Below are 17,386 nucleotides of genomic sequence, written 5' to 3' on the forward strand. Positions count from 1 at the left end.
ATAGCCACATGGCTATAGCTCAGTAGCGGAGCCGAGGAGCACAAGTTGCGGGTATTTTCGATTATTGCCGGTGCCGTTGCGGTCTCGCTCGGTTTTGCGAGCGCACCGGCGCAGGCACAGGCATCGCGACCTGCGACTTATCGCCCGCCGCTCGATTCCGAAGCGCCGATCGCCATGCTCGTCGACTTGTCGAGCGGGCAGGTCCTGCACCAACGCAATCCGGATCGGCGCTTCATGCCTGCTTCGATCACAAAGGTGATGACGGCTTTCCTTGCCTTCGAACTGCTCGAGCAAGAGAAGCTGCAGCTCGACCAGCGTTTCACCTTTGCCCCTGCCTCGTTCAAGGTATGGGGCAACAATGGCTCGACCATGTTCCTCAGCGCCAATGACGAGCTGTCAGTTTCAGACCTGCTGCTGGGCATCAACACCGTTTCGGCAAACGACGCTGCTGTGGTCCTGGGCGAAGGAGCGGCCGGATCGCTGGGTGGCTGGACCAAGCTGATGAACGTCAAGGCCGCCGAAATCGGCATGACGCAGAGCCATTTCGGAACACCCAATGGCTTGCCTGATGAAGGGCGGACATTCGTTACGGCTCGCGATCTTGTGACGCTTGCGACCGCCCTGATCGAACAGCATCCCGATCTCTACGCGCGCTACTTCGGCCATCGTCGCCTGACATATCGCGGGATCACCCAGGCCAATCACGAACCATTCACTGGCTTTGTACGGGGCGCTGATGGGATCAAGACCGGTTTCACCAATGAAGCAGGCTTTGGTGTGCTCGGCTCAGCCACGCGCGATGGAAGGCGGCTGGTGGTAGTCGTGGCAGGGTCCGATCGTGCCCGGATGCGCGATCGTGCCGCGCGCAGTTATCTCGAATGGGGATTCCGCGCCTTCGACAGCCGCCCACTGTTCGACGAAGGCGCAAAGGTGGGTTCTGCCAAGGTGCAGGATGGCGATCGCCGCAGCCTGTCGCTGGTCGCCGGGAATAACATAGCCGCCGCAATGCCGCGCGGCACCAACCGCCCGATCAGCCTTGCCATCCATTACGAAGGGCCGCTGCGAGCGCCGATCATGAAGGGCCAGCGTGTTGCAGAACTGGAAATACGGGTCGACGGTATGCCGCCTTCACGTGTCCCGTTGATCGCCGGTGAGGATGTGAAGGTGGCTGGGCCGCTTGACCGCCTCGTCAACGGCTTTGCCGGGTGGCTGTCATGAACCGGGGCAAGTTTATCGCATTCGAGGGGGGCGAAGGCGCGGGCAAATCGACCCAGGCGCGGATGCTCGTCGATGCGCTGCGCGCGCGCGGGCTGGCGGTCGATCTGACGCGCGAGCCGGGCGGCACGCCGGGCGCCGAGGCTATTCGCGCCCTGTTGCTGGACCCGCCGGGGGAAGGCTGGGGCGCCGAAGCCGAGGCGCTGCTTTTTGCCGCTGCGCGTGCCGACCATGTCGCCCGGCGCATACGTCCGGCCATCGAGCGCGGCGAATGGATAGTTTCGGACCGTTTCGTCGATTCCAGTCGCGCCTATCAGGGCGGGGCAGGGGCGCTGGGCGACGAGACGATCACCGCTCTCCACTCCATTGGTAGCGGTGGATTGCGACCGGACCTGACGATCTTGCTCGAAGCTCGTGAGGAACAGGCCGCGGCCCGGCTCGCCGCACGCGATGGCGACAATTCGGATGCAATCGGCGGGCGCGATGCGGAATACCACCGCGCGGTAGCAGCCGCATTTCGCAACATTGCGGACGCCGATCCCCATGGCTTCGCAGTGATCGACGCGGAAGGCGATCCGGAAACAGTGCACGCACGCGTGATGGCGGCCATCGCGCCATTGCTGGAGGGTGCATGACCGATTGGCCCACTCATGAGGCCGCATGGCGCGAATGGCGCGAAGCCATGCGCGGCAGCCGCATGCATCATGGCTGGATCCTTGCGGGCAAGGCGGGGTTGGGCAAGCATGACTTCGCGCTGGCCGCTGCGCGCGAATTGGTGGCGGAGGAAGGCATTCCGCAACCTTCCGGTACGCACCCGGATATCCTTATCCTCACTCACCTCCCCAAGGACGACAAGGAGGAGAAGAAGCGCGACGAGGGCAAGCCCTATGAGGTAAAGCGCAATATCGCCGTGGCACAGATCCGCGCTATGCAGCAGCGGCTGACGACCCGCCCAACGCTTGGATCGCGCCGCGTCGTGATCATCGACCCTGCCGACGATATGGAACGGAGCGCTTCGAATGCGCTGCTCAAGAGCCTTGAGGAGCCGCCTGCTGGGACATTCTTCCTGCTGGTGACTCACCGCCCGGCGGGGCTGCTGCCAACGATCCGGTCGCGCTGCCGCATGCTTCGCTTCCCCGAACTCCCGGATGCGGAGATCGCACGGCAGCTCGATGCCGAATTGCCCGGATTGGCAGTGGCAGAGCGCGATGCTGCGATAAAGCTGGCTGGTGGATCGCTCGGCACCGCACGCAGCTTCCTGAAGATGGATCTCGGCGGCATTGCCCGATTGATGCAGCGCCTTGCAAGTGAAGGCGACCCCGGTTTCGCATTGCAGGCCTCGCTCGCGGATGCGGTGGGAACGCGCCCTGACCGCGAAAGAATGCGCGCCGTGCTGGAGCTTGCGCGGACCACGTTGGCGGCTTCGCTGAAAGAAGCCAGCCCGGACCGGCGCCTGGCCCTGATCGATGCCCATCAGGCGCTGGTGGAGCTCGCTGCGCAAGCACCAACCTACAATTTCGACCCCGGCCTGCTCGTAGGCGAAATCGCCAGCTTGCTTGCGCGCGCCGCTGGCGCTAGCGAGCCGGGCCATGGCTGAACCCTTCTACATCACCACTGCGATCAACTATCCCAACGGAAGGCCGCATATCGGCCATGCCTATGAAGGGATCGCGACCGATGTGGTCGCGCGTTTCCAGCGAATGCGCGGGCGCGATGTGCGGCTTGTGACCGGCACCGACGAACACGGGTTGAAAATGGACCAGACCGCGCGCAAGGTTGGACGCGCGACGATCGATCTTGCGACCGAAATGTCGGGCTATTTTCGCGAGATGTGCGCGAAACTGGACATCGCTTACGATGACTTTGTGCGCACCACCGAGCCGCGCCATCACGCGGCGAGCATCGAACTTTGGCGGCGCATGGAAGCCAATGGCGACCTTTATCTCGATCGCTACGAGGGCTGGTACTCCGTCCGCGACGAGGCTTTCTATGACGAAAGCGAACTGGTCGAAGGGGAAGGGGGGGCGAAACTCTCCCCGCAGGGTACGCCGGTCGAATGGACCGTCGAGGAGACGTGGTTCTTCCGCCTTTCGCAATATCAGGACCGGCTGCTGGCGCATTACCGCGACAATCCGGACTTTATCCGCCCGGAAAGCCGCCGGAACGAGGTGCTGCGCTTCGTCGAAGGCGGGCTGAAGGATCTTTCGGTCAGCCGGACGAGCTTCGATTGGGGCGTGCCTGTGCCGAACAGCGCCGATCATGTCATGTATGTGTGGGTCGATGCGCTCACCACCTATATGACAGGGGTTGGCTTCCCCGACGTCGATGGCGAGATGTTCCAGCGCTACTGGCCGGCCAATATCCACATGATCGGCAAGGACATCGTGCGGTTCCACGCGGTCTATTGGCCTGCCTTCCTCATGAGTGCTGGACTGCCGCTTCCCAAGCAGGTGTTCGCGCACGGTTTCCTGCTCGCCCGCGGTGGCGAAAAGATGAGCAAGAGCGCCGGGAATGTGGTCGATCCGATGGAGCTGGCCGAGACTTACGGCGTCGATCCGCTGCGCTATTTCTTCATGCGCGAGATCGCATTCGGGCAGGATGGCAGCTTTTCGGCGGAAGCGATCGTGACGCGCTCCAATGCCGAATTGGCCAACAGTTTCGGCAATCTGGCACAGCGGACGCTGTCGATGATCTTCAAGAATTGCGACGGCACGCTGAGCAACGCCTATACGCCTGCCGATGCCGATCTCGCGCTCGGAAACACCGTTGGGGACGCGTGCCGCACCGATCTACCGCGGGAATTCGAAACACTGAACTTCAGCACGGGGCTGGAAGCGTGGATGCGGGCGGTCTTCGCCTGCAACCAATATGTCGACGAGCAAGCACCCTGGTCGCTGCGCAAGACCGATCCGGAACGCATGGTTGCGGTTCTGATGACGCTGTTCCGCTGCGTCCGAGATCTTGCGATTGCGGTCAGGCCGGTCGTTCCATCCTCGGCATATCGCCTGCTCGACCAGCTCGGTATTCCGGCGAATGAACGCGATTTCGCCGCGCTTGACGATATTGAATGGTTCGCGCGGCTGGTCGATAGCGGATTCCGGCTTGAACAGCCGCAAGGCGTGTTCCCAAGGCTCGAATTGCCCGATAGCGAAAGCGCGTGATGCTGGTCGATAGCCACTGCCACCTTGAGTACAAAGGCCTGGTCGATGATCAGGCGGGCGTGCTGGCGCGGGCGCGCGAGGCGGGCGTGGGCCAGTTCCTCAATATTTCGACCCGCCAGAGCGAATGGGAGCAGGTGGTTGGCACTGCCGAGCGCGAGCCGGACGTTTGGGCCAGCGTGGGCATCCATCCGCACGAGGCAGACCAGCATGCCGATCTCGGCCGCGAAGCTCTGCTGCAGGCCGCGGCGCATCCGCGTGTTATCGGGATCGGTGAAACCGGTCTCGACTATTATTACGACCGGTCTGATCGTGCGACCCAACGCGACCTGTTCCGCATGCATATCGGCGTATCGCGCGAAACCGGCCTTCCGCTTATCATCCACACACGCGATGCGGATGACGACACGCTTGCCATGCTTGAGGAAGAGACGGGGAAGGGGGCCTTCCCTGCCCTGATCCATTGCTTCACCGCTTCGGCCGAATTCGGCCAGCGCGTGCTTGAATTGGGGCTCAGCATCTCACTGTCAGGCATCGTGACATTTAAGAATGCCACCGATCTGCAGGAAATCGCGAAGAAAATTCCGCGTGACCGCCTGTTGGTGGAGACTGACAGTCCGTTCCTGGCCCCGGTGCCGCATCGTGGGAAACCCTGCGAACCGGCCTATGTCACGAACACCGCGCAATTCCTGGCCGATTTGCGCGGCGAGGATGTGAATGATCTGGCTGAATACACCACCGCCAATTTCCGCAGACTGTTCAACAAGGCAGCGTTTTGAAGCTCATCGTCCTTGGCTCTGGCACTTCGACCGGCGTTCCGCGCGTCGGACATGACTGGGGCGAATGCGATCCGAACGAACCGCGCAACCGGCGCAGCCGTGTGTCGATCATGGTCGAAAGTTCGGATGGCAGCCGCTTGCTGGTCGATACTTCGACCGATCTGAGGCAGCAGCTGCTGGACAACTCCATCGACCGGATCGATGGGGTATTCTGGACGCATGATCACGCCGATCATTGCCATGGGATAGATGATTTGCGGGTGCTGCGTTACGGGCGCGGCGGCCCGATTGCGGGTTTTGCCTCGGAAGATACCGCTTACCGCCTGCGCCAGCGTTTCGGCTATGTTTTCGCAGGACAATATGGCTATCCCACGATCGTGACGCTTGAGGTTCTCGGCAGGTTGCGGATGCACGCAGGTATCTCCGTCGAATGGTGCCAAATGCCGCATGGACCCAGCGAAACCACAGGTTTCCGCTTCGAAGCGGACGGCAAGAGCATTGCCTATGCTACTGATTACAGTGAAATTACCGAGGACATGATCGATCTTTTCGATGGGGCCGACATCCTCGTAAGCGATTGCCTGAGGCGTGAACCGCATCCCACGCATGCCAATCTGGCGATGGCATTGGAACTCGCCGAACGCTGCAAGGTCGGTACGCTTGTGCTGAGCCATCTCGACAAAAGCATGGATTATGCGACGCTTGAGGCGGAAACTCCCGACAACGTCGTGGTTGGCTATGACGGTTTGGAGATCGTGGCGTGAACGAGTTTTCGATTGTCCAGATCATTTCGCTGGTCGGATTCCTGATCCTGGCACTGAGCGCTTTGGCTTCTCACCGTTTGGACTGGGGCAAGGCAATCCGAATGGGACTGGTTTGGGCGGCTATCTTCGTGGGTATTGCACTGCTTTTCAGCATCGTAGGGCCCGGAGGGTAGCGAGAATGCCCGCTGCGCGGCCATCTACTATTTTACATAATATATATTATCGTTCTTATATCGAGCTGAAGCGGAACAACACAAAGTGACTCCCTACCAGCATCAGATCAGCCGCCTCATTCAGATAATGGCGCGCCTGCGCGATCCCGAAAGCGGAAGCGAATGGGATCTGGCGCAAAATTTTACGACCATCGCGCCATACACAATCGAAGAAGCCTATGAAGTCGCCGACGCGATCGAACGCAGCGATATGGCCGAACTCAAGGACGAGCTTGGGGATCTCTTGCTCCAGGTGGTCTTCCATGCTCGCATGGCCGAGGAATCAGGTCATTTTGCGTTCGAAGATGTCGCGGCCTCGATCTCCGACAAGATGGAAACCCGCCATCCGCACATCTTCGGCGGCGAAGGCGGGACGATGGGAGAAACCCGATGGGAAGCGCTCAAAGCGGCTGAACGAGAACAGAAAGGCGCAACGAGCGCTCTCGACGGCGTGGCCAACGCGCTTCCTGCATTGATGCGCGCTCAGAAATTGCAAAAACGCGCGGCCAGAACCGGTTTCGACTGGCCGGATCCAAGCGGACCAGAAGCAAAGATAATTGAAGAAATCGAAGAACTTGCAACCGCATCCTCGCAAACCGAACAATTCGAGGAGGCTGGCGATTTCCTGTTCGCCGCAGTCAACCTCGTCCGCGCATACGGGATAGATGCCGAAGAAGCATTGCGCGCGGCAAATCGAAAGTTCGAACGACGGTTCCGGGCGATGGAAGACATCGCCGGTGAGGATTTCCCGAACCTGTCTCTCGATCAGCAGGAAGAACTGTGGCAGCGCGTCAAGCGCAGCAAAAAAGCCTCATAACCGGGAGAACTGGCCCACTTGCTTGGGGGTCAGCCTCACGGAAAGCCGCGCCAAGGGCCCTTTCTCCCCTTCCCCGCAAGCTTCTTCAGACAGAACTTCGCCGTGCGCGTGCAGCCAGGCGAGACGTTTGCCATCGCTCATCGGAAGCTCGAATTCGCAAATGCGCGCCTCTCGAGTGAGCAGGCCGGCAACACGTTCCAGCAGGGCTTCGATTCCGTCACCTGTAAGCGCCGAGATGACCAGCGCATCGCCCTGAACCGATGCCATTTCACGAAGTTCCGCCGCCCGTTCCGACTCGACGAGATCAACCTTGTTCCATGCTTCGATGATGGGGATGGAACTTGTCTCCCCTTCCCCGTCCACGATGCCCAATTCTGCAAGCACCGACAGCACCTGCTTCTTCTGGGCTTCATGCGCCGGGTTGGCCATGTCGCGCACATGCAGGATTACATCGGCCCCGGTCACTTCTTCGAGGGTTGCGCGGAAGGCAGCCACAAGCTGGGTCGGCAGGTCAGAAATGAAGCCCACCGTATCCGATAGGATCGCCTTTTCGACCCCCGGCAGTTCGATCGCCCGCATGGTGGGATCGAGCGTGGCGAACAGCAGGTCTTCCGCCATCACTTCCGCACCGGTGAGCCGGTTGAAGAGTGTCGATTTCCCCGCGTTGGTGTAGCCGACCAGCGCGATAACGGGCCATGGCGCCCGTCCGCGGCGCTCGCGATGTAGGCCGCGCGTCCGGCGGACCTGCTCAAGTTCCTTGCGCAGCCGTGCCATCCGCTGTCGGATCATTCGCCGGTCGGCTTCGATCTGGGTTTCGCCCGGGCCGCCAAGAAAGCCGAAACCGCCGCGTTGGCGCTCAAGGTGGGTCCAGCTTCGCACCAAGCGGCTTTGCTGGTAATCCAGATGCGCCAGTTCGACCTGAAGCCGCCCTTCGGCGGTCGCTGCGCGTTCGCCAAAGATCTCGAGGATCAGCCCGGTCCGGTCGATTACCTTGCGCTTGAGTTTCTCTTCAAGGTTACGCTGCTGGATCGGGCTGAGCGCGCCGTCGACGATTACCAGCTCGGCGTCATGCAATTCGCAATCGGTGGCGATCTGCTCGATCTGGCCCGAGCCGAACAAGGTACCGGGGCGCATCGCGCGCACCGTCACGACCCGCGCATCGGCAATGACCACGCCGATCGCAAGCGCAAGCCCGCACGCCTCTTCCAACCGCTCGGCGGCATCGATGGCGTAGGCTTGGCCGCGAATGTCGGGGCAGAGGACAAGTGCGCGCGCACCGCGCGTCACTTCCCCCAGCAGGTCGTCGTCGAAGCTCAGTCGTCCTCGCCTTCCCAGTCGTCATCGGTCAGGTCGACCGGCGAAGCCGGCTGGATTGTCGAAACGGCATGCTTGTATGCCAGCTGCACGAATCCATCGCGTTCGAGCAACACGCAGAACAGGTCATAGGCGGCGATCCGCCCCTGAAGCATCACGCCATTGACCAGGAACATGGTGACCTGAACTTCGACTTCGCTCACGCGGGTGAGGAACACATCCTGCAGCAAGCGCTGCTTGCCGCTGCCCTGCTGGCTGGCGAACTGCTCGGCATCGATAGGCTGGCCGGGCATGATGGTCGAAATCGCATGCTTGTAAACAAGCTGGGACTGCCCGTCGCGCCGCAAGAGCATCGAGAAATTGTCGAACCAGGTGACGATGCCCTGCAGCTTCACGCCTTTGACAAGGAACACCGTTACCGGGATCTTGTTCTTGCGCAGCAAATTGAGAAACGCGTCTTGCAACTTCGCCTGCTGCTTGCCCGGATTGTCAGGCTGGGCCGGCTTTTCAGGCCGGGGGCGTGCGGAGAGAGTTCGCCCGTTGGACATTATTGATGCTCCTGTTCTTGGCGGCCGCTTTTGCAGTCCGCGATCTGGCGCCGGGCCCAAGCCTTGCGCCGTGTTAAGTAACTATAATGACGCCTTTGCCCGTGCTGGGCAATCCCGATTTAAAGTTGGTGCCATGCGGCCATTGTCGATCAATCGTCCCGATCGGTCATGCCGAGAAGTTTCAGCTTCCTGTGCAGTGCCGAACGCTCCATCCCGATAAAGGCGGCGGTCTTTGAGATATTGCCGGAGAATCGCCGAATCTGGACGGACAGATACTCTCGCTCGAAACTTTCGCGTGCCTCACGCAACGGCACACCCATCACGCCTGCAAAAGATGCCACGGCGGGCTCTCCACCCGAGCCGTTGATTTCGCCAGGCAGCATATGCGGCTCAACGGTCTTTAGCTCCTCGCGCGGCGTCATGATGATGGTGCGCTCTACCAGATTGCGCAGCTCACGCACATTGCCCGGCCAATCATAGGCCTGCAGCGCAGCCATCGCCTGTTCCGACACGTCCGGCGGCGGAAGCCCTTGCTCAGCGGCGTAACGAGTGAAGAAATGCTCTGCCAGTGCCGGGATGTCGTCGCGCCGTTCGGATAGCGAGGGAATGCCGACCGGAACAACGTTGAGCCGGTAGAAGAGGTCTTCGCGGAAGCGCTTTTCTTCCATCTCGGCAGAGAGGTCGCGCGAGGTTGAAGAGACCACGCGCACGTCCACCCCGATCTGGCGGCTGCCGCCGACACGCACGAAACTCTGCTCGGTCAGGACGCGCAGGATCCGCGCTTGCGTCGACAATGGCATGTCCGCAACTTCGTCGAGATAGAGTGTGCCGCCATCGGCAAGCTCGAGCAGGCCCGGGCGAACCAGCTTGCCATCGGCTTCCTCGCCGAACAGTTCCTGTTCGAAGCGCTCCGGCGTGATGCGTGCCGAATTCACGATGACGAACGCATGCTCGGCGCGCGGGCTCCAGCTGTGAAGCAGGCGAGCCGCGACTTCCTTCCCTGCCCCCGCCGGGCCTGAAATCAACACGCGGCTACCGGTGTTTGCGACGCGCTTCAGTGTTGCCCGTACTGCGTTGATCGCCGACGAATTGCCGGTGAATTCCTCGCCCCGTGTAAATCCTTCGCGCAGCTGGGAGTTCTCGCGGCGAAGCCGTTCGGTCTCCGTCGCGCGCTCGACCAGCAGCAGCAGGCGCTCAGCCTCGAACGGCTTCTCGATGAAGTCCATTGCACCGCGGCCCACGGCGGACACGGCAGTGTCGATATTCCCGTGGCCGGAAAAGATGATCACCGGCAGTTGGGGCTCGCGAGTCTTGATTGCATCGAGCACTTCCAGCCCGTCCATTTCGCTGCCATGCAGCCACACGTCGAGCAACACCAGGCTGGGGCGACGTTCGTCTATCGCCGCGAGCGCGCTGGCACTGTCGCCGGCTGTGCGGCAGGCATAACCTTCATCGCTTAATACGCCGGAAACGAGCTCGCGAATGTCGCGTTCATCGTCAACGACGAGTATTTCGAGCGCCACTATGGCCTCTCCTTCTGTTCGATGTTTTCGGGATGATGCGCGGTCCGGTCACCCAGCGGATCGCGCGCGAAACGCAGGACCACACGGGTCCCTCCCCCCTCGCCATTGGAAAAACTCATCTCGCCGCCATGCTCGTCGACAATCTTGTTGACGATCGCGAGGCCAAGCCCGGTGCCCTTCTCGCGGGTCGTCATATAGGGCTCGGTAATGCGGTCGCGTTCTTGCGGCAGCCCCACGCCATTGTCTTCGACGGAAATCGTCAGATAGGCATCGTCATTCGCCATCGAGACTGAAATTTTCCCGCGATAGTCCGGTTCGGCATTTCGCGCGCGAGCGTCCACGGCTTCGACCGCGTTCTTGATGACATTTGTCATCGCCTGGCCGAATTGGTGCCGATCGCAACTCAGCATGCGCGCATCCAGCCCTTCGGTCGACAGGGCGAAGTCCACTTCAGGATGCGCGACTTCCTGCAGGAACAGCGCCTGCCGCACGAGGTCCAGCGCATCTTCCTGCCGAAAGTTCGGCTTGGGCAGGCGCGCGAAGGAGCTGAACTCGTCGACCATTTTCCTGAGATCGCCGACTTGCCGCACGATCGTGCTGGTCAGCTCGTCGAACAATTCGCCATCGCTTTCGATCTGCCGGCGATAGCGCCGCTTCAGCCGTTCCGTTGCAAGCTGGATCGGAGTGAGCGGGTTCTTGATCTCATGGGCGATGCGCCTTGCGACGTCCGACCATGCAGCCTGCCGCTGGTCGAGCAGCTGGCGCGTGATGTCCTCGAACGTGATCACATGCCCGTCCTTCTCAGGTGCGATCTTGACAGCCAAGGTCAGCAATTCGCTACCCTTCGAATGCGTCACGATGCCGCTGCGAAGCCCCGCTTCGATCATGGCGGCGATCTGCGGGGAAAGGTCGGACAGTTCCATTCCCACCGCAGCGCCCTTCTTGTCATCCTCAAGCAGCAGGTCCTGGGCGGAACCATTGATGAGCAGAACCTTGCCGGCCCCATCAACAGAAATAACGCCGGCCGTGACGGAATCGAGCACCGCTTCCATGAAGGCCCGGCGATCGTCGATCTGGCGATTGGCCTGGACCAGTGCTCGCGTCTGTTTTTCGAGCTGCGCGGTCATCCGGTTGAAGGCACGGTTGAGCAGGCCGATTTCGTCGGCCCCTGTGCGCCCTTCGACACGCAGCGAGAAATTGCCTGCCCCCACCTTGCGCGCCGCCGCGACGAGATCGGTCAAAGGTTCGACTTGCCGGTCGGCAAAGCGAAGTGCGAACCACACCGCCAGTCCGACCAGTGCCAGGCTGACCACGAAAAGCGCGAGGTTGAAGCGTAGCTGGAGCGCGCGCGCGCGCTTGGTCAGCACTTCATATGTCGCCGAAACCGATTGCGCCTTTTCCCAATAGTTGAAGGAATCCTCTTCAGGGCTGCGCGCATTGTAGAGGTAGATCCCGGCGTCGCGATCGATCGGTGCCAGTGCCTCGATCCGCTCGGGGCTGCCTTCAACCCAGACGAGGTCGCCGCTGTTGAGCCGGGGCAAGCCTGCCTCGATAAATTTGTTCGGCTGGCTGCCTTCGATCGGGTTCAGGATTGCAGCAGTCCGTAGCGAACCGTCGGCAAGTTTCTGCACGATCGCGCTTTCGGAAATCTCGCGACCTTGCGCCTGGTAGGCGTAAAAATCGGCAAAGCCTTCATCGCTGACCGAACCGCGCTCCAGATAGAAGCGCATGTCGCTCGCCATGATGATGGTTCCCTCGGCAACCTCGCGCTGGTTCTGGTCGTAATAGCCCTGCGCCAGCTCATTGGCGTTCTTCATCAGGCCTCGCGAGTCATCCGAGAACCAGAAATCGACACCGGACTGGAACAGGATCGCGGCAAATCCCGCCACCAGCAGGGTCGGAATGGCTGCAATCAGCGAGAAGAAAAACACGAGTCGGACATGCAGGCGCGCCGTGCTGCCGGCTGCGCGCTTGAGTGCGAGCCGTCGGCCAAACAGCACCAGCAAGGTCATTGCAGGAACCAGTGTCCCTACCAGCAGGATCGAGACCTGGGCCGTGGGGAGCATTGTCCCATCGGGCGGCGCATTGGTGAAAGCGAACCAAGTGGCCCACATCGCAATCAGCAGGACGAGCGCCGAAACCCGTTCGAGCCACACGAAGATATTCGCGCGGCGCGCAGCAAGCTGGAAGCGGCGCCACCAACGAGGTGAATGATGTGTCGGCGAACCGGCGGACTGCGACATAGTTGCAACGATACAACGGTGTTGTTGCAAATATGCAAGCTCTTTCTTGGAGCCCTGCGTCAGACCGGTCTGACAAAGCGGTCAGCGTTGATCGCCAGTTCGCCCAATCGTTTGCGCAAAGTATTCCGGTTGATCCCGAGCAGCTTGGCAGCACGCAGCTGGTTACCGCCGGTCTGCGCGAGAGCATATTCCATCAGCGGTTTTTCGAACGCGGCAAGCGCATTGTGGTAGAGAGCGCCCGGTGGCGGATGGTTGGCAGTCAGCCAAAGCTGCAAGGCGCCGCCGAAATCAAGTTGCTGTTCGACCGGGCTGCTCTCTCGCTCGGGCCCGATGATGTCATCGAGCGCCTCGGCATCGATCACATCTTCGCGCGCCAGCAGCGCGAGGCGGTAAATCACATTGCGCAGCTCGCGCACGTTGCCCCGCCAGCGGCGCTGCTCGAGCTTGGCCAGTGCGTCGCGCGTGATCTGGCGGCGCGGCAGGCCATCCTCTGCGGCGAGGTTGAGGAAATGCTGCGACAGCACTTCGATGTCCTCGCGCCTTTCCCGCAGCGGCGGCAATTCGATCGGAACCACGTTGAGCCGATAGAACAGGTCCTCGCGAAAGCGTCCTTCGGCGATCATCGGCGCAAGGTCGCGATTGGTGGCGGCTATGATACGCACATCGACCGCGATCTCCTGCCGCCCGCCGACCCGACGGATGCGGCCCGACTGTAACGCCCGCAGCAGTCGCGTCTGCGCCTCCGGCGGCATGTCGCCGATCTCGTCGAGGAACAGCGTGCCGCCATTGGCTTGCTCGAATTTGCCGATCGCTTGCGCCACCGCTCCGGTGAATGCCCCCTTCTCGTGGCCGAACAGCTCGCTTTCGATCAGTTCCGAAGGAATCGCGGCAGTATTAACCGCGACGAACGGGCCAGACTTGCGCGCACCAAGCTGGTGGATCGCCTCTGCGACCAATTCCTTGCCGGTGCCGGATTCGCCGGTGATCAGCACGGTCAGGTCGTTGCGCAGAACCCGCGTGATCATGCGGTAGACGCCCTGCATCGCCTGGCTGCGCCCAACCAGCGGCATCCCGTCGCCTTCCGCGACCGGCGCGGCTTCCGCGCCAGCGCGTTGGCCCGCCGCTTGCTTCACGGCACGTACCAATTCGTCCAGATCAAACGGCTTCGGGAAATATTCAAACGCCTGCGTCTCACTGGCGCGTACCGCAGTATCGAGCGTGTTCTGTGCAGACAGCACGATCACTGGCATGTCCGGATCGACCGCGCGCACTGCATCGAGCGATGCGATCCCGTCACCATCGCCCAGCACCACATCGGTCAGCATGGCGTCAAAGCGGTGATCGGCCAGCACGCGGTCGCGCGCGGCAATGCTTTCGCAGTGATGGAGCGTGAAGCCTTCGTCTTCCAATGCCGCAGTTATGACTGTCGCGATTGCACGGTCGTCTTCGACCAGAAGCACCGATCCGCTCATGCGGATTTCTCCCGATTGGCCACGGCCAGGTGGACGCGGAAATGTGTGAGGCCCAGGCGCGTGTCGCGCTCGTGGGCGATGCGGCCCTGCATGTCGCGGACCAGCTTGCGTACCAGAGCCAGCCCCAGTCCCTGCCCCGACTTCTTCGAAGTCACGAAGGGCTCGAACACATGGTCGCGCAGCGATTCCTCGATACCGGGGCCGTTGTCGGTGACGGTAATTTCTATGGGCAGTTTCACCGTGCGACCAAAGTGAACCGCGCTGAAGGCAAAGCCGCTGACGAAGCGGGTCCTGACCGAAACCTGAGGCTCCGGCGTGTCGCTGTTACGCAGCGCGTCACACGCGTTGGACAGCAGGTTGATCAGCACCTGTTCCAGGGCATCGCGGTTCGCCAGCACTGGGGGCAGAGACGGATCGAACTCCTCGACGATTTCGACGCCGTCATTTCCCGCCGCACGCACCGTAGCGATGGCGGAGCGGATCGCCTCGTGAAGATTGGTCGGGCCAAGTTTTTCTGGGGTCGAACGCCCCAACTGCTGCATCCGGTCGATCAACCGCGCAATTCGGTCGACCTCGTCGGTGATCATTCGCGCAAGATGCCGTTCTGCCGGTTCCAGCTTGCGTGCTACCAATTGCGCCGCCCCGCGGATCGCAGCCAGCGGATTGCGGATTTCATGCGCAAGAATGGCGGGGGCGCCCAGGCTGGCCGCTTCCCCCTCTTGCTCGCGCGCCGCATCGTCGCGCCCGGAATCCGACAGCGTCACGACGCGCCAGCCCGGATAGGCCGCCAAGGGCGATATAGTCAGGTTCACGCGGTGCTCTTGCCCGTCGACGAACAAGCGGATGTCGCGCGCGACCAGCGAAGCATCTGGCTCTTCGAGATGCTCGATCACGCGCTCGTCGATCAACTCCACCACGTCCGCGAGCGGCTGCCCCAACAGGCGCTTTTCGCTCTTGCCCAGCAGCATTTCGGCGGCGTGGTTGGTCTCTGCAATGCACCCTTCGGCATCGAGCAACATAACAGCGAAGACCATCCCGCCGATTACGGTCGCGGGATCCGGTTTTCGCTCCTGCGCCTCGGCCATTGCGTTCACGCCGCGCGGCGCCTCAGGAAAGGCTCGTAAAAGCGTTCGATTTCACCGAGCACCTGGTCGGGATCGTCGATGAAGTTCACGAAATTCCGGAACTCGGCCGAACCGTGCATGCCCTTGGTATACCAGCCCAGGTGCTTGCGCGCGATCTTGGTGCCGACATCGCGCCCGTAATGCTCAAGCATGTCGTTGTAATGCTCGACCAGCGTTTCATATTGCTCGTGAAAATCCGGGCTTTCGAGCAATTCGCCCGTGCGCCACCAATGCATCACCTGGCCCAGCAACCACGGCTTGCCATAGGCTCCGCGCCCGATCATCAGCCCGTCTGCGCCCGACTGCTCAAGCGCCTTTGCAGCGTCCTCGATCGTGCAGATGTCGCCATTGACGATTACGGGGATCGAAACCGCATCCTTGACCTTGCGGATGAAGGCCCAGTCGGCGCTACCCTTGTACATCTGGTTGCGCGTGCGGCCATGCACCGTGATCATCTTCACGCCGAGGTCTTCCGCGATCTTAGCCAGTTCGGGCGCATTAAGGCTAGCATGATCCCAGCCCATCCGCATCTTGACCGTGACGGGCACGTTTACGGCCTTCACGGTCGCTTCCATCAGCTTTGTTGCAAGCGGGACTTCGCGCATCAATGCGCTGCCGGCAAACTGCCCCACCACTTTGCGCACCGGGCAACCGAAGTTGATGTCGATGATCGCCGCGCCATTGCCTTCCTGCAGCTTCGCGGCTTCGCTCATGCTCACCGGATCGCAACCGACGAGCTGCATCGAAACAGGCTCTTCCGCCGCATCCCACGCCGCTTTCTGGATCGACTGCCGCGTTTCGCGGATCGCGGCTTCGCTGGCGATCATCTCGGTCACGTTGAGGCCGGAACCATAGCGCCGCACCAGCTTGCGGAACGGCAGGTCGGTCACGCCCGTCATCGGCGCGAGAACGACCGGCGTTTCGATCCGCACCGGGCCGATTGCGATCGGCTTCAGTGCCGGAGGATTGGGAAGCGAATTCATGATTGCGTGCAGGTGCCTAAAATTTGGGCAGCGCATAGTGGATTGCGCTTGGCCCGTCCAGTCCTTAAGCGCTGCCCGCCGTGAACGATGCCATTGCCCTTCCCCCATTTGCCGCGATTGTCGTTGCCGCCGGCAAGGGGCTGCGTGCAGGTGGCGCCGCTCCCAAGCAATTCGCCAACTGGCGTGGCAAGCAGTTAGTGCGCCACTCAGTCGAGGCGTTGCTATATGCCGGGGCCGATCCGCTGATCGTGGTTATTCCGACTGACGGTGAGGAATTCGCAAACGCCGCCCTTCAAGGATTGGGCAGCATCGGATTGATTGAAGGCGGCGAGACCCGACAGCAGTCGGTGCGCAACGGGCTCGAAGCGCTCACCACGAGCGCGCCGGATCGCGTTCTGATCCACGATGCCGCAAGGCCCGACTTGCCGCTAGGGGTGATCGCACGCCTGCTCGGCGCGCTGAAAGACAACGCTGGCGCTATCCCCGTCTTGCCGCTGGTCGACAGCATAGCGCTCGCCATTGGCAGCCATATGGCCGGCAGGGCCGAGCGCGAAGCCATGCGCCGGGTGCAAACCCCGCAGGCTTTCCGCTATGGCGCAATTCTGGACGCCCATCGCAACTGGACTGGCGCACCAGACGCCGGAGACGACGCGCATGTGCTTGCCGCTGCAGGCGGCGCAGTCGCGCTGGTCGATGGTGACGAACGCTTGAAGAAGATCACTTTTGCAGAGGATTTCGTGAGCGAGATGCCCAACTTCCGTATCGGATCGGGGTTCGACGTCCACCGGCTGGTCGAAGGCGAGGAACTTTGGCTCTGCGGCGTGCATGTTCCGCATGACAAGGGCCTCGCCGGTCATTCCGACGCCGATGTGGCGCTGCATGCGCTGGTCGATGCACTTCTGGGCGCGATCGGGGATGGCGACATCGGAACGCACTTCCCGCCCAGCGACCCGCAATGGAAGGGCGCGCCCTCCCCGCTATTCCTTGCTCACGCAGCAAAGCTGGTGTCGCAAGCAGGCTATGCAATCGGCAATGTCGACCTGACGATCATTTGCGAAGCTCCGAAGATCGGCCCCCATCGTGACGCGATGCGGGCGAAGCTGGCCGAATTGCTGGGGGTCGAATTGTCGCGAGTAAGCGTGAAAGCCACCACTACCGAACGGCTCGGCTTTACCGGTCGCGGTGAAGGCATTGCAGCGCAAGCTGTGGTAAGCCTGCAGGGCAAGTAACCATT

16 protein-coding genes are annotated in these 17,386 nt (G+C 61.6%); 9 read left to right on the forward strand and 7 right to left on the reverse strand.

The features are described from left to right. Positions 1-45: 45 nt before the first annotated feature. The 8 genes from ACUJ47_RS03470 (at position 46) to mazG (ending at position 6,945) form a co-directional block, all read left to right on the forward strand. Positions 46-1,218 carry a D-alanyl-D-alanine carboxypeptidase family protein gene (locus ACUJ47_RS03470; protein WP_445537060.1) on the forward strand — a complete coding sequence of 391 codons (1,173 nt, stop codon included), beginning with the start codon at positions 46-48 and terminating at the stop codon, positions 1,216-1,218. Continuing rightward, the gene (tmk, locus tag ACUJ47_RS03475) at positions 1,215-1,850 is read left to right on the forward strand and encodes a dTMP kinase (RefSeq protein WP_445537061.1); all 636 of its coding nucleotides are present in this window, start codon (positions 1,215-1,217) and stop codon (positions 1,848-1,850) included. The genes ACUJ47_RS03470 and tmk overlap by 4 nt, the downstream gene beginning before the upstream one ends. After that, positions 1,847-2,812, forward strand: coding sequence for a DNA polymerase III subunit delta' (locus ACUJ47_RS03480; RefSeq protein WP_445537062.1), 966 nt, complete (start codon positions 1,847-1,849; stop codon positions 2,810-2,812). Before tmk ends, ACUJ47_RS03480 begins: the two co-directional genes overlap by 4 nt. Continuing rightward, a complete protein-coding gene (gene metG / locus ACUJ47_RS03485) occupies positions 2,805-4,376 on the forward strand; it encodes a methionine--tRNA ligase (protein ID WP_445537063.1) in 1,572 nt (523 codons plus the stop codon). Before ACUJ47_RS03480 ends, metG begins: the two co-directional genes overlap by 8 nt. Continuing rightward, complete coding sequence (locus tag ACUJ47_RS03490; protein ID WP_445538848.1) at positions 4,376-5,152, forward strand: TatD family hydrolase; 777 nt, start codon at positions 4,376-4,378, stop codon at positions 5,150-5,152. The genes metG and ACUJ47_RS03490 overlap by 1 nt, the downstream gene beginning before the upstream one ends. After that, the gene (locus ACUJ47_RS03495) at positions 5,149-5,916 is read left to right on the forward strand and encodes an MBL fold metallo-hydrolase (RefSeq protein WP_445537064.1); all 768 of its coding nucleotides are present in this window, start codon (positions 5,149-5,151) and stop codon (positions 5,914-5,916) included. The genes ACUJ47_RS03490 and ACUJ47_RS03495 overlap by 4 nt, the downstream gene beginning before the upstream one ends. After that, positions 5,913-6,089, forward strand: coding sequence for a hypothetical protein (locus ACUJ47_RS03500; protein WP_445537065.1), 177 nt, complete (start codon positions 5,913-5,915; stop codon positions 6,087-6,089). The genes ACUJ47_RS03495 and ACUJ47_RS03500 overlap by 4 nt, the downstream gene beginning before the upstream one ends. Before the next feature lie 85 nt (positions 6,090-6,174). After that, complete coding sequence (gene mazG / locus ACUJ47_RS03505) at positions 6,175-6,945, forward strand: nucleoside triphosphate pyrophosphohydrolase (protein ID WP_445537066.1); 771 nt, start codon at positions 6,175-6,177, stop codon at positions 6,943-6,945. Here the strand turns inward: mazG and hflX are convergent. The 7 genes from hflX to dusB form a co-directional block, all read right to left on the reverse strand. Beyond that, the gene (gene hflX / locus ACUJ47_RS03510; protein WP_445537067.1) at positions 6,940-8,232 is read right to left on the reverse strand and encodes a GTPase HflX; all 1,293 of its coding nucleotides are present in this window, start codon (positions 8,230-8,232) and stop codon (positions 6,940-6,942) included. The two genes, mazG and hflX, sit on opposite strands and share 6 nt — an antisense overlap. Before the next feature lie 26 nt (positions 8,233-8,258). Next, positions 8,259-8,807 (reverse strand): RNA chaperone Hfq, encoded by a 549-nt coding sequence (gene hfq, locus ACUJ47_RS03515; RefSeq protein WP_445537068.1) that lies wholly within the window; start codon positions 8,805-8,807, stop codon positions 8,259-8,261. Positions 8,808-8,956: 149 nt separating this feature from the next. Next, entirely contained in the window at positions 8,957-10,330 is a 1,374-nt protein-coding gene (gene ntrX / locus ACUJ47_RS03520) for a nitrogen assimilation response regulator NtrX (protein WP_445537069.1), read from the reverse strand. Further along, entirely contained in the window at positions 10,330-12,573 is a 2,244-nt protein-coding gene (locus ACUJ47_RS03525) for a sensor histidine kinase (RefSeq protein WP_445537070.1), read from the reverse strand. Before ACUJ47_RS03525 ends, ntrX begins: the two co-directional genes overlap by 1 nt. A 59-nt stretch (positions 12,574-12,632) precedes the next feature. Then, positions 12,633-14,045: a sigma-54-dependent transcriptional regulator gene (locus ACUJ47_RS03530; protein WP_445537071.1), complete on the reverse strand. Its 1,413-nt coding sequence runs from the start codon at positions 14,043-14,045 to the stop codon at positions 12,633-12,635. Then, positions 14,042-15,130 carry a two-component system sensor histidine kinase NtrB gene (locus tag ACUJ47_RS03535; protein WP_445538849.1) on the reverse strand — a complete coding sequence of 363 codons (1,089 nt, stop codon included), beginning with the start codon at positions 15,128-15,130 and terminating at the stop codon, positions 14,042-14,044. Before ACUJ47_RS03535 ends, ACUJ47_RS03530 begins: the two co-directional genes overlap by 4 nt. Before the next feature lie 5 nt (positions 15,131-15,135). Beyond that, positions 15,136-16,152 carry a tRNA dihydrouridine synthase DusB gene (gene dusB, locus ACUJ47_RS03540; RefSeq protein WP_445537072.1) on the reverse strand — a complete coding sequence of 339 codons (1,017 nt, stop codon included), beginning with the start codon at positions 16,150-16,152 and terminating at the stop codon, positions 15,136-15,138. Positions 16,153-16,232: 80 nt separating this feature from the next. Here dusB and ACUJ47_RS03545 point away from each other — a divergent pair, with 80 nt between their 5' ends. Beyond that, on the forward strand, positions 16,233-17,381 hold the full coding sequence (locus ACUJ47_RS03545; protein WP_445537073.1) for a bifunctional 2-C-methyl-D-erythritol 4-phosphate cytidylyltransferase/2-C-methyl-D-erythritol 2,4-cyclodiphosphate synthase: 1,149 nt from the start codon (positions 16,233-16,235) through the stop codon (positions 17,379-17,381). Positions 17,382-17,386 lie beyond the last annotated feature (5 nt).

Source organism: Altererythrobacter sp. Z27 (assembly GCF_052683155.1).

Excerpts from the sequence above, each read along its gene's own strand:
- tmk (WP_445537061.1), top strand. The coding sequence starts at position 1,215 with ATGAACCGGGGCAAGTTTATCGCATTCGAGGGGGGCGAAGGCGCGGGC.
- ACUJ47_RS03480 (WP_445537062.1), top strand. The coding sequence starts at position 1,847 with ATGACCGATTGGCCCACTCATGAGGCCGCATGGCGCGAATGGCGCGAA.
- metG (WP_445537063.1), top strand. The coding sequence starts at position 2,805 with ATGGCTGAACCCTTCTACATCACCACTGCGATCAACTATCCCAACGGA.
- ACUJ47_RS03490 (WP_445538848.1), top strand. The coding sequence starts at position 4,376 with ATGCTGGTCGATAGCCACTGCCACCTTGAGTACAAAGGCCTGGTCGAT.
- hfq (WP_445537068.1), bottom strand. The coding sequence starts at position 8,807 with ATGTCCAACGGGCGAACTCTCTCCGCACGCCCCCGGCCTGAAAAGCCG.
- ACUJ47_RS03525 (WP_445537070.1), bottom strand. The coding sequence starts at position 12,573 with ATGTCGCAGTCCGCCGGTTCGCCGACACATCATTCACCTCGTTGGTGG.
- ACUJ47_RS03530 (WP_445537071.1), bottom strand. The coding sequence starts at position 14,045 with ATGAGCGGATCGGTGCTTCTGGTCGAAGACGACCGTGCAATCGCGACA.
- ACUJ47_RS03535 (WP_445538849.1), bottom strand. The coding sequence starts at position 15,130 with ATGGCCGAGGCGCAGGAGCGAAAACCGGATCCCGCGACCGTAATCGGC.
- dusB (WP_445537072.1), bottom strand. The coding sequence starts at position 16,152 with ATGAATTCGCTTCCCAATCCTCCGGCACTGAAGCCGATCGCAATCGGC.